General features: G+C 49.3%; 10 protein-coding genes. All 10 read left to right on the top strand.

The window, feature by feature from the left end:
- Nucleotides 1-1,272: glycosyltransferase (locus Q0257_RS03710; RefSeq protein ID WP_298021698.1), on the top strand; the 1,272-nt coding region annotated here is incomplete at its 5' end.
- A complete protein-coding gene (locus Q0257_RS03705; protein ID WP_298021695.1) occupies nucleotides 1,269-1,763 on the top strand; it encodes a glycosyltransferase family 4 protein in 495 nt (164 codons plus the stop codon). The genes Q0257_RS03710 and Q0257_RS03705, both read left to right, overlap by 4 nt.
- Entirely contained in the window at nucleotides 1,708-2,283 is a 576-nt protein-coding gene (locus Q0257_RS03700; RefSeq protein WP_298021692.1) for a glycosyltransferase, read from the top strand. The genes Q0257_RS03705 and Q0257_RS03700 overlap by 56 nt, the downstream gene beginning before the upstream one ends.
- Nucleotides 2,280-3,071: a polysaccharide deacetylase family protein gene (locus Q0257_RS03695; RefSeq protein WP_298021689.1), complete on the top strand. Its 792-nt coding sequence runs from the start codon at nucleotides 2,280-2,282 to the stop codon at nucleotides 3,069-3,071. Before Q0257_RS03700 ends, Q0257_RS03695 begins: the two co-directional genes overlap by 4 nt.
- Nucleotides 3,035-3,823 (top strand): glycosyltransferase family 2 protein, encoded by a 789-nt coding sequence (locus Q0257_RS03690; protein ID WP_298021686.1) that lies wholly within the window; start codon nucleotides 3,035-3,037, stop codon nucleotides 3,821-3,823. Before Q0257_RS03695 ends, Q0257_RS03690 begins: the two co-directional genes overlap by 37 nt.
- A gap of 64 nt (nucleotides 3,824-3,887) precedes the next feature.
- Nucleotides 3,888-6,083, top strand: a complete 2,196-nt coding sequence (gene purL, locus Q0257_RS03685; protein ID WP_298021683.1) for a phosphoribosylformylglycinamidine synthase subunit PurL — start codon at nucleotides 3,888-3,890, stop codon at nucleotides 6,081-6,083.
- A gap of 3 nt (nucleotides 6,084-6,086) precedes the next feature.
- On the top strand, nucleotides 6,087-7,058 hold the full coding sequence (locus Q0257_RS03680; protein WP_298021681.1) for a molecular chaperone DjiA: 972 nt from the start codon (nucleotides 6,087-6,089) through the stop codon (nucleotides 7,056-7,058).
- A gap of 416 nt (nucleotides 7,059-7,474) precedes the next feature.
- Entirely contained in the window at nucleotides 7,475-8,506 is a 1,032-nt protein-coding gene (locus tag Q0257_RS03675) for a hypothetical protein (RefSeq protein ID WP_297882141.1), read from the top strand.
- Between the two features lie 480 nt (nucleotides 8,507-8,986).
- Nucleotides 8,987-9,577, top strand: coding sequence for a hypothetical protein (locus Q0257_RS03670; RefSeq protein WP_298021678.1), 591 nt, complete (start codon nucleotides 8,987-8,989; stop codon nucleotides 9,575-9,577).
- Nucleotides 9,578-9,593: 16 nt separating this feature from the next.
- Nucleotides 9,594-11,132, top strand: coding sequence for a bifunctional phosphoribosylaminoimidazolecarboxamide formyltransferase/IMP cyclohydrolase (gene purH / locus Q0257_RS03665; protein WP_298021675.1), 1,539 nt, complete (start codon nucleotides 9,594-9,596; stop codon nucleotides 11,130-11,132).
- Nucleotides 11,133-12,016 lie beyond the last annotated feature (884 nt).

Raw genomic sequence — 12,016 nt, 5'->3', positions numbered from 1 at the left:
TTTTTCTACGGCATGGAGCGCAAGATCAGCCACGGACTCGTTCGCGGCGGGCACTTCGTCTATGATTTTAGCTACCGCGATTGGGAGCGGAGCTTGCGCTTTTGCGGGCTGAAAAACAGCGGGTTAGAGAAGATGAACGCCAAGCTCGTGCGTACCTGCGAAAATATCGGCGCCGATCTGCTTTTAATCGGCAAAGGCGAAAAGATCAGTCTTGGCACGCTGCGGGCGATAAAATCGGCACTTCCTAAGATCAAAATCGCGATCTGGTACGTCGATCATCTACAAGAAAAACGGGAATTTTTCGAAAAGCTAAGCTTTATCGACGTGTTTTTTTGGGCGAATGCGCTGAAGCTGCGTGATCTTTCAGCAAGATACGGCGCGAAATTCGCCTTTTTCCCAAACATCTCCGATGCGGCGTTTGATAGACGCCTAGACGCCGCTAAAACGACCGACGTGATCTACATAGCGCGCGATTATCAAGAGGACGTGAGGTATAAATTTGCGCTTTTGCTGCGCGATTTTTGCGAAAAAGAGGGGCTTAGGCTTAAAATTTTTGCGAGCCTCAGCGCGCCTGCCGTATTCGGCGATAAATTTCATCGCGAGATCGCGGCTGCGAAGATCGCGATAAATTTTAATCGCGACGACGAACTTGAGTGCGCGCACGCTCATAAATTGCTCGGCGCGAGCGACCGCATGGCGCAGTTTTTAGGATGCGGTGTCTGCACTTTTAGCCCCAAGATCGCGGGGTTTGAGCGGCTTTACGAGGATGGCTCGGAGATAGTTTATTTTGATGATCCTGCGGATTGCTTTTCAAAGATCAAATGCCTTCTTTCTAGCGGCGAATACGCGCGTATCGCGCAGCGCGGCAGAGCCAAGACGCTAAGGACCGCAAACGCCACTCGAGTGGCAAAATTTATGCTTGAGACGATCTTTGAAGAGAGCTTCGGCGCAGATTTAAAAAATGCGGATAGTGGCGACTGCAGTGAAGTTGGTGGCGAGCTTGGAGAGAGATATGATAGCCGTAGCGAAGGCGGAAAAATTTACGGTAAAAAGAGCGATGAAAAACTAAAATTTAATGACGAGGCTCACGCAGTAGGTTGCGAAGACAATGGTAAGGACGATAAAATTGGTGCCAAAATTTGCGATGAATTTTACGGAGACGGTAAATATCGCGACGGCCGCGGCGAAAAGGATAAAAGCGATCGGAACGATTTTTACAGCGAGCCTTACGAATGGCGTGAGTTTATTTATAAGAAAGGGCGAGCGATATGAAAATTCTACATACGCTACAATGGAAGCAGTTCGCTGGAACAGAGAAAGTCTGCGTCGATCTGTGTAATGAAATGGCAAAAACTAATGAGGTATTTTTGCTAAGCGACGAAAAGATTGCACCATATTTGAGTGAACGCGTAAATTTAATCAAATTTAATTTCGAGCATAATAGATATAATCCATTGTTTTTACTACAGACAGCACAGCTTTTAATTAAAATTTCACCAGACATAATTCATTGTCACAATACAAAAGAAATTGAAATAATGTATCGCGCACGGAATTTAGCACGATTTTTAGGCTCTAGGAGAATCGGAGTGGTGGCTACGAAGCATACTTTGCAGGTGAAGAAAAATTATAAACTAGCTGATCTATGCGTGGCGGTGTTAGAGGATACGAAAGAAATTTTGCCTACAAACTCCATAATCATCAAAAATGCGATGGCGTATAAAAAACCAAAAAAAAAGGGGGGGGGGAGAGAAAGAATATAGAAGTAATAAATTTAGTATCATTTCAGCCGCCAGGTTATCTGCGCCCAAGGGTATAGATATAATAATAAAGGCTTTGGCGGATGTAAATTTTGACTTTGAATGCACAATATTCGGTAGTGGTGAAGAAGAGGAGAATTTAAAGGATTTAATAAAAGAATTAGGCTTGGAAGAAAAGATAAATATTGCAGGCTTTACGGATCATTTGCAAGATTATTTAAGTGCTTGTAATCTACAAATCATTGCGTCTGCATTTGAGGCTTATGGGTTAACGGCAATCGATGGCGTATATTATTCGCCACTTTTAATCTCTACTGCAGTGGGCATTTGCACCGAAATTTTACCCAAAGAGCTGCTATTTGAAAGAGATATTTTGTCGCTACGGCGTAAACTAAACGAAGTATATGAGAATTATGAAGAATTTAAGGCGATTTTTTCTAAAGTAAAGGAAAAATGCAAAGGAGAATTTGATATGTCTAACGTCGTAAATCAATACATCAAAGCTTACAAGAGCTTGATATGACTTGTTTTGTAGCTTTTCTGATCTTTGCCGCCGCGGTAGGCGTTTCGCTGCGGTATAACTGGTGGCGGATCCCGCAGGGCTGGCATAAGGCGCGGGTGCTGATGTATCATAGCGTAGAGGAGCACAAGGGCGATAAATTCGATAAATGGCGGCTAAAGCCTGCGGATTTTGAAAGACAGATCGCGTGGCTTGCGAAAAACGGCTTTAAAAGCTTTAAGCTTAGCGAGCTTATCGCGCTAGAGCGGCTGCCTAAAAAGGCGGTTTGCATCACATTCGATGACGGGTTTGAAAATAATTTTACTAGCGCTTTTGAAATTTTGAAAAAATACGATTTCAAAGCGAGCATATTTTTGGTGCCGGACGCCGTGCAAAACGACTGGGAGCGCGCCAACACCGCTCATCTTGCACGGATGCTAAACGAGGAACAAATTTTAAAAATGCAAGCAAGCGGGCTGGTGGAGTTTGGCGCGCATACGATGCACCACGTAAATTTAGACCTTACCTACGCGAGCGATCCGAAGCTTGCCGCAGATGAGATCATCGAATCCAAAGCTCGCGTAGCACGTATTTGCGCTCAGCCTTGCGAGGTGTTTGCCTACCCGTACGGTAAATTTAACGACGAAATTTTAAATATCGCTAGATCAAATTTTAAAGGCGCGGTGGTCGTCAAGCGCGGACTTTACGAAACGGGCGACGACAAATACGCCGTAAAGCGTATCGGCATTTTGGGCACGGAGGGGTTTTTTGATTTTTGGCTGAAATTTACGAGGATAAGGAACAAACTATGATTAAAGCGTCCGTTTATGCGATAGTGATGAATGAGGAGCGCCACATCGAGCGTATGCTGCGTAGCGTGGCGGATTTCGCCGAGATCATAATCGTCGATAGCGGCAGCACCGATGCCACGCTGCAAATCGCGCGTAAATTTACCGATAAAATTTACCACCACGACTGGCAGGGCGAGGGGGTGCAGAAAAACTACGCATTTTCGCTCTGCAGCAACGAATGGGTGCTAAATCTCGACGGCGACGAGGAGGTAAGTCCTGAGCTAAAGGGCGAGATAGAGGAGTTTATGAGCCAGAGCGATTACTCGGCGCTGGATATTAAATTTCACGAGTACTCGCTGGGGCGCAAGTGTTCCGATCTCGTGCATAAAAACACCCATATCCGCTTCTTTCGCAAGGAGTGCGGCGAGTATAAAAATATGGGAGTGCACGCGCAAATTTCGATCATAAAGGGCGCGGTGAAAAAGAGCAAATTTTGTATTAATCACTTTAGCGAAAAGCCGATCGCCGAGCTCGTTATGAAAAACAACAACTACTCCACGCTGCGCGCGCAGGGGGATTTTGAGAAGGGCAAAAAGCCGAGCCTCGCGAAGCTTTTGCTGATCTATCCGTTTGCGTTTTTTAAATCATACATTTTGCGCAGATCGCTTTTTGACGGGCGCAAGGGATTTATCACGGCAAATATTAACGCATTTTACGCGTTTTTAAAAGAGGCGAAACTTTACGAGAAGTATCTTAAAAAGGGCGAAGATTAATCGAAATGATAGAAAATTTTAGTTATTATTGCAACTTAAATTTAACGGCGAAAAGGGCGAAAAAATGGATAAAAAAGTAGTAGCGGCACATAAAATTTCAGACGAAGAATATGAAAAAATTTTAAAAATTTTAGGTCGCGAGCCAAATCTGCTCGAGCTTGGGATTTTTAGCGCGATGTGGAGCGAGCACTGCAGCTACAAATCGAGCAAAAAATACTTAAGCGGCTTTCCGACCAAAGCGCCTTGGGTCATCCAAGGCCCGGGCGAAAACGCAGGCGTCATCGACATCGGCGGCGGCATGGCTGCGGTTTTTAAGATGGAAAGCCACAACCACCCTAGCTTCATCGAGCCGTTTCAGGGCGCTGCGACCGGCGTGGGCGGGATACTGCGCGATATCTTTACAATGGGCGCGCGCGTCGAAGCCAATATGAACTCGCTTCGCTTCGGCGAGGTGCGAGGAAGGAGCGAAAACGCCAGGAAGCAGCGCTATCTGCTAAAAGGCGCGGTCGCCGGTATCGCTCACTACGGCAACTGCATGGGAATTCCTACGATAGGCGGCGAGACGACGTTCGACGCTAGCTTTGACGGCAACATTTTAGTTAACGCCTTTGCTCTGGGTATCGTTAAAAAGGATGAAATTTTCTACGGCAGAGCCGAAGGCGTGGGCAATAGCGTGATCTACGCGGGCTCCAAAACCGGGCGCGACGGGCTCGGAGGAGCCGTGATGGCGAGCGATAGCTTTAACGACGCGAACAAATCCCTGCGCCCGACCGTGCAGGTGGGCGATCCGTTCGCCGAAAAGCTGCTGATGGAGGCGTGCTTGGAGCTTTTTAAAACCGATTACGTCGTGGGTATCCAGGATATGGGCGCTGCGGGGCTTACTTCAAGCAGCTTTGAGATGGCTGGACGCAGTGGTAGCGGCATGAGGTTAAGCTTAGATAAGGTGCCGATGCGCGAGGAGGGGATGAGCCCGTACGAGCTGATGCTAAGCGAGAGCCAGGAGCGCATGCTGATCTGCGCCAAAAAGGGCTGCGAAGAGAAAATCAAAGAAATTTTTGCCAAATGGGATCTTGACGCCGCCGTCATCGGCGAGGTAACGGATAGCGGCAAGATGGAGCTTTTTTGGCACGGCGAGCTAGCGGGTGTTATCCCGATCGAGCCTCTTAGCGAGGCAGCGCCCGTGCTGGATCGTCCGATAAAAGAGCCTGCATATATGGCGCAGATCGCGCGGCAAAATTTATGCGGCTGCGGTGCAAGCGAGCGCGAGCTGGACTCGGCGTTTGATAAAATTTTTGAAGACCCCGAAGTACTAAATAAATCCTACATCTACGATCAATACGACGCCAACGTAGGGCTAAACTCCGCCAAGCGCCCCGGTATGCTGGGCGCTGCGGTGATGCGAGTTAAGCAAAACGGCGTAAAGCTCGCGATGGCTGCGGACTGCAACACGCGGATGAATTACGTCCATCCTCGCATAGGTGCGGCGCTCGCAGTAGCATCGGCTGGGCGAAAGGTCGCTATGAGCGGCGCGACGCCTTTAGCCATCACCGACTGCCTAAACTACGGCAATCCGCAAAATCCTGAGGTTATGTGGCAGTTCGCGCAGGGTTGCGAGGGGATTAAGCAGGCTTGCGCCGCGCTAAATACCCCGGTCATCAGCGGCAACGTAAGCCTATATAATGAAACGGGCGGCGTTAGCATCCAGCCCACTCCCGCGATCGTGTGCGTGGGCACAAACGAGGGCGAGATCATCCCTAGCGATTTTTGCGCTAGCGGCGTGAGCGTCTATCTGGCAGGCGATACGAAGGGCGTTTTTGCGGGCTCGCTTTATATGAAAGCGGTAGAAAACCGCGTCGCAGGCAGCCTGCCTGAGTTAAATTTAAAGGCAGAGCGCGCGCTGTGGGACTTCGCGATAGAAGCCGGCAAGAGCGGGATTTTGGAATTTGCAAATTCCGTAGGTATCGGCGGCGTGGCGATTACGCTTGCTAAGATGGCGTGCGTAGGCGGTATCGGCGGCGAGTTTGAGATGAGATGTGACGATAGCAGAGATATTTTCGACGAGAGCTTTTCGCGCGCGATTTTCGGCGTCCGCGACGAGGCGAAATTTAAAGAGCTGGCCGCAAAATACGGGCTAAGCTTGATGCGTCTAGGCACCAGCGGCGGCGAAACGTTTCGCATAAATTCCGTCCGTAAAAACATAAACGCGCTAGAAGAAATTTACTTCGGCGAGTTTGCTAAGATCGTAAAGAGCGAAGATTAGCGCGTGCTTAGCATCATATTTCTTTTAATCGCGCTGTATATTTTCGCGCAGATCGGCGGGGCTCTCGGCAACTCCGGCTATCGCGGCAAGGCGCGAATGCAGCTAGCAGAGGCTAAAATTTTAGTAGCGCTTCTAGCCAAGGTCGCCAAAAGCGACGGGCACGTAAGCGAGTCCGAAGCCGCGATGATAAGCGAAATTTTAGACGATTTGGTGCGCCAAATGGGCGCCGGCGAGCGCGAACGCCAGGCGCTGAAGCTCGTTTATAAGCTCGAGAAAGAAAACCTCGCAAATGTGCGTGAGCTCGCCGAAAAATATAACCAAACCTACCGCCCGAGCCCGAGTCGCAAAACGGGGCTAATCTATTTCTTTTTAAATTTAGCCTACGTCGATCGCGGTTTTAGCGTGGCAGAGCGGCGTACAATCTCGCAGATTTGCGACGGATTGGGCATTGCGGAGCATATCCAAAGCCAGATATTCGCGACCTTTGAGCGCAGTTTTTACGGCACATATTACGAAAACGGCGGCTCGCAAAGCAGCTCCACTTACGACGAATACGACGGCTATAGCACAAGAAGCGGCGGGTATTGGGACAAATACGGCGGCAGAAGCACGGGCGGCTACGGAAGTAGCAGTTATGGCGGCGGCACCGGCTACGGATATGGCGGCACGGCGGGTTCGGGCTACGGAGGCTCGCAAAGTTCGGGCGGTTCATACGGCGGATATGGTAGTGACTATTCGGGCGGCTCGCAAGGCTCCGCCAAAAGCAAAAGAGATCCGTATGAAATTTTGGGGCTCCCCAAGGACGCTACGTTTAACGAGATCAAGAAAAAATACCGCGAGCTCGTGAAAAAATACCACCCCGACATCCTGATGGGCAAGGGCGCGGACGAGGAGATCATCCAGGAGGGCACGAAGAAGCTTCAGGAGATCAATGAGGCGTATAAAATTTTAAAGGAGCGCTTCGGCGAGAAGTAGGGCGAAATTTTAAAATTTTAGGGCGCAAAGCGCCTTGAAATTTTAAGATGGATCGCGATACGGCGATAAGGTGCGGCAAAGGAATTTTAAGGCGCGATATCGCAATATGCGCGGCGTGCGAAAATTTCAGGTCGCGAGAGATTGGGTGCGGCGCGGCAGTGAAATGTCAAAGCGTGCGGCACAGTTTAATTTGTATCTAAATTTTAAAATTCCAAGCTCGTAAGACCTGCAGGGCGCTTAATACAGCCTTGATGCACATCGTGCAGGCAGTCTAGCATGCGGTACGAGAATTTTAAGTGCAAGATAAAGGCGGCAAGTATGCGCGGATGTTAAAATTTTAATATGTAATAGCGTTAAGGCTGCTTGTTATTTATGAAATAAAATTTTAAAAACCAAACCAACACGAAAGGAAAAACATGGGATTTTTATCCAAAGACGAAGAGCCGCAGAAGCAGGGCGCCAAAAAGGCGGCGAAGCAACCGCCGATCTTGATGAAGCAAACGCAAGAGGTGATCACGAATATCGAGAAATATCTGGGCGCGCCGCTGCTTACCTATTTTAATTCGGGCGCGGGTAGCGTCTGCGGCAACGACGCGATCAGTATCAACGACCACCTAAAGGGCAAGCATTTCGAAAAGCTCTACCTTTACATCAAATCTGACGGCGGCAGCGGTATCGCCTCGCTTAAGATCGTCTCGATCCTGCGCAACCACTGCGACGAGCTGATCGCGCTGGTGCCGGCAAACTGCGCTTCGGCGGCTACGATGATGGCGCTTGGGGCGAATAAAATTTTAATGGGGCCGCTAGGATATCTAACGTCGGTCGATACTTCGCTACGCCACGAGCTTTCGCCGGTTACGAACACAAACGATCAAGCCAACGTTTCGATGGACGAGCTAAGCCGCGTGGTGAAGCTTTGGAAAAATAACGAGCGCCCGAACGACGAGAACCCGTACAAGGAGCTTTACAAATATATCCATCCGCTCGTTTTCGGCGCCGTCGATCGCGCAAGCAGCCTGTCGCTTAAAATTTGCCGCGAAATTCTGCGCTACCACTTCGACGATGAGCAAAAGATCGCCTTTATCAGCGACAAGCTAAACAGCGGCTATCCGTCGCACGACTATCCGATCTTATTCAGAGAGGCTAATGAGCTTGGGCTTCAGGTCGAGAAGATGGATACGCGCCTAAGCGAGATGCTTCAAATTTTAAACGAGCTCTACGCCGAGATGGGGCAGCGCACTTTCACCGACTTTGATGAGAACAACTACCACGACAACAACATCGCCAACATCATCGAAATTTCGGGATGTCAGATCTACTATCAGATCGACAAGGATTGGTTTTATCGCGAGGAGGAGAAGCGCTGGATCGTGCTAAACGACGAGAGCTCGTGGCGCAAAAACGAGATCGACGGCAAAAATATCAAAAACAGCATCTATTATATTTAGTGCTGTTTGGATTTCGCGCCGCTTTAAATTTGCGGCTTATAAAATTTAAATCGGCGCGCAAAATTTAAACGAGCAGCAGCGGCAAGGTGCGATTGATGATGACATAGCCGCGCTTATGGATGAGCTGGAAAACAGGATGTGCAGGTAAATTTAAAATTTTAAAAAGCGGCAAGAGGAGGCGCCAACCTAGCTTGGCGATAAAAGCTGCGCCGCGAATTTTAAATTTAGCCGGTTCGCGCCGATTTTTTCGGCTAAATTTGCGCTGCTGTTTAAATTTGCGTTTTGCGTCGCGGCTTTTAAATTTAGCCTTTGCAAGCGGCGCAGAATTTTAAAATTTGCGTCCGCGCGAGCAAAGCGGCGGCATTTGAGAAGCAAATTTAAAATTTGCGCGCGGTAAATGCGGTAAATTTAGTAAATTTCGCTTTGCCGATTCCGCTTCATAAATTAGGCAAAATTTTAAAATTTAAAGGATTTTTCGCGATGAAATTTTTTATCTCGTCTCTGTTTTTGGCTCTGTCGCTGCTCGGCTGCGCGGGCAAAAACTCGCCCGAAACCGATAAAACCTACGTTCTTTCAAGCGAGCTTGGCGATACGAAATACGCTTTTTACGGCGGCAATCTCTACGAAAACGGCGCGATTTTAGGCCCTTACGAAACGCGAGGCGATGCGAAGCTTGCGATTTTAGGCGGCGGCGGCGCAAATTTAGACGAAAACGCAAAGCTCATAAAACTATATTTTTTCGAGCGCAGATACGGTGCGATCTACGCCGTAAGCCACAAAAAGGGGGTCTGTGCCGAGTATAATAAGGGAAATTTCGTAGATTTTCAAATTTTATTTAATATTTTTCAAAGCAAAGAGTGGTTTAATTATAGCGGCGGCATCTCTCCGGGCGGCGAGAGGCTAAAAGAGCTGAGTTCGGCGCGTATGGCGAAATTTAACGGCGCAAAGCTCGGCGCAGCAGATGAAAAGACGAGGCGCGAGTATCAAAAGGCTCGCCGCGAGGCGATTTTGTATTTTCAGCTTAACGCAAACGACATGCGCGAGCTGATTTTTAAAAAATTATGCGAATAAATTAAAAGGAGAAAAGATGAGAGCGTTAATTAGCGTAAGCGATAAGAAGGGCGTCGTAGAGTTTGCCAAAGGGCTGCAGGGGCTCGGATTTGAAATTTTAAGCACGGGCGGCACGTTTAAGCTTTTGCGCGAAAATGGCGCCTCGGCGCTCGAGGTTGGCGAGTACACGGGCTCGCCCGAGATGTTTGAGGGGCGAGTTAAGACCCTGCATCCAAAGATCCACGGCGGAATTTTGTATAAGCGAAACGACGCAAATCACGTAAGCCAAGCCGCACATTACGGCATCGGCGGCATTGATCTCGTATGCGTGAATCTTTACCCTTTTAAAGCGACCGTAGCCCGCACCGACGATTTTTCAGAGATCATCGAAAACATCGACATCGGCGGCCCTGCGATGGTTCGAAGCGCGGCTAAGAATTTCGCAAGCGTCTATGTCGTCACGAGTCCGCTTGATTACGGCGCGGTTTTACAAAATTTAAGCGGCGCGGACGAGAGCGAGAAGCTGAAATTTAGGCAAAATTTAATGATAAAAGCTTATGAGCACACCGCAGCTTACGACGCGATGATCGCAAACTATATGAACGAGCGCTTTAACGGCGGCTTCGGCGCGAAAAAATTTATCATGGGCAGCAAGGTATTCGACACTCGCTACGGCGAAAATCCGCACCAAAAGGGCGCGCTGTACGAGTTCGAGGAGTTTTTTAGCAAGCACTTTAAGAGCCTAAAGGGCGAGGCGAGCTTTAACAATATGACCGATATGCACGGCGCGCTGATGCTCGCTAGCAGCTTCGGGGAGGCGCCTGCGGTAGCGATCTGCAAGCATGCCAATCCATGCGGCTTTGCCGTAAAGGGGAGCCTGCTTGAAAGCTACACCGAGGCGCTAAAATGCGACCCCGTCTCGGCATACGGCGGCGTCGTGGCGATAAATGGCGTTTTGGACGAGGAGCTAGCGCATAAAATCAATGAAATTTTTGTCGAAGTTATCCTTGCCGCTCGCGTCACGCCCGCGGCGCTTGCGGTATTTGAAAAGAAAAAGCGCATTAAAATTTTCGAGCAGGGCGGGGAGTTTTTAATTCGCGAAAACGACAAGTATGATTTTAAATTTATTGACGGCGGCTTTGTGTATCAGCAGCGCGACTACGTAGGCGCGGGCGAGGTCGCAAATGCCCGCTGCGTCACTAAGCGCGCGGCGAGCCAGAGCGAGCTTGACGATCTAAAAATCGCGTGGCAGATCGCCGCGCTTACGAAGAGCAACTGCGTGGTTTACGTCAAAGCTCGCGCGATGGTCGCGATCGGCATGGGTATGACGAGCCGCGTGGACGCCGCACGTGCGGCAGTAGCGAAGGCTCGCGACGTGGGCGTCGATCTGCGCGGCTGCGCGCTTGCCAGCGAGGCGTTTTTCCCGTTTAAAGACAGCATCGAGATCGCCCATGCTGCGGGCGTCGCAGCGGTCGTGCAGCCAGGCGGCAGCATCCGCGACGATGAAGTGATCGCAAGCGCCGACGAGTTTGGCATGGCGATGTATTTTACGGGAGTGCGCCACTTTTTGCACTAAATTTTACTCGCCTGCGGCGCGGGCGGATTTATTGCGATAGCTTCATAACTTTTTATGTCGTTGCGAATCTTTAAAACCGCGCCGGAGCGGATCTCGTTGCTCGTTTCGTAGCGGACACTGCGCGGATCTAATGCGCGGTGCTTTGTTACACGCCAACGCGGTGCGGATCGGGCTATCTCCGCTACACAGCTGCGCGCGATGTAAATGGCTGTACTCTGCTACGTGGCGGAGGCAGTGCGAATCCGACTGTTCGCGCTTCGTTATACTGCCGCACGGCGCGGGTTTTTGGCTATGCGACATACCGCTTCGTATCGGCGCGGCGCAATTTAAATTTAATCATTCGCCGCTCCTGAATGGTCGCGAAATTTTATCTTGCGGCCGCAGCGCGTAAATTTTAAATTTAATCGGCAGAATGCTAGGTTTGCCGCATGTTTGCGTGGTTTAGTGTAAATTTATCGGTTTAAATTTACAAAGGTCGCTCGGTTGCGTTTTGCTAGGAATTTTAAAATTTACGCAAGTTTACGGGCTTTAGTGCGCTCTAAATTTTAAAATTTACGCAGATAGCGCGGCGTGCGCGGCTTGGGCGCAGGCTTTATGACAGCGAGCGATTTCGGCCAGCCTTAGCGCGGTTTTATTACAGTGTGCAACTTAACGTAAATTTTGCCGTAGCCTCAAAATTTTGAGGCAAATTTTACCGCGCCGCGCTCGCGCGTCTTTAAATTTCGCCGTTTGTGGCAAATATCAAGCTCGGCAAAATTTCACTCTCATTTCATTTATGGATTGTAAAATTGCGCAAAATTCAAAACGAAAGGATCAAAATGAAAATTTTTAAAGTTTTAATCTGCCTCTTTGCTTTGGCGGCGGGTTATTTAGTCGCGCTCAAT

It is taken from the genome of uncultured Campylobacter sp., assembly GCF_938018035.1.
Taxonomy (GTDB): domain Bacteria; phylum Campylobacterota; class Campylobacteria; order Campylobacterales; family Campylobacteraceae; genus Campylobacter_B.
Note: the sequence above shows the minus strand (reverse complement) of the source record. Positions and strands in the feature narration are given on the sequence as shown.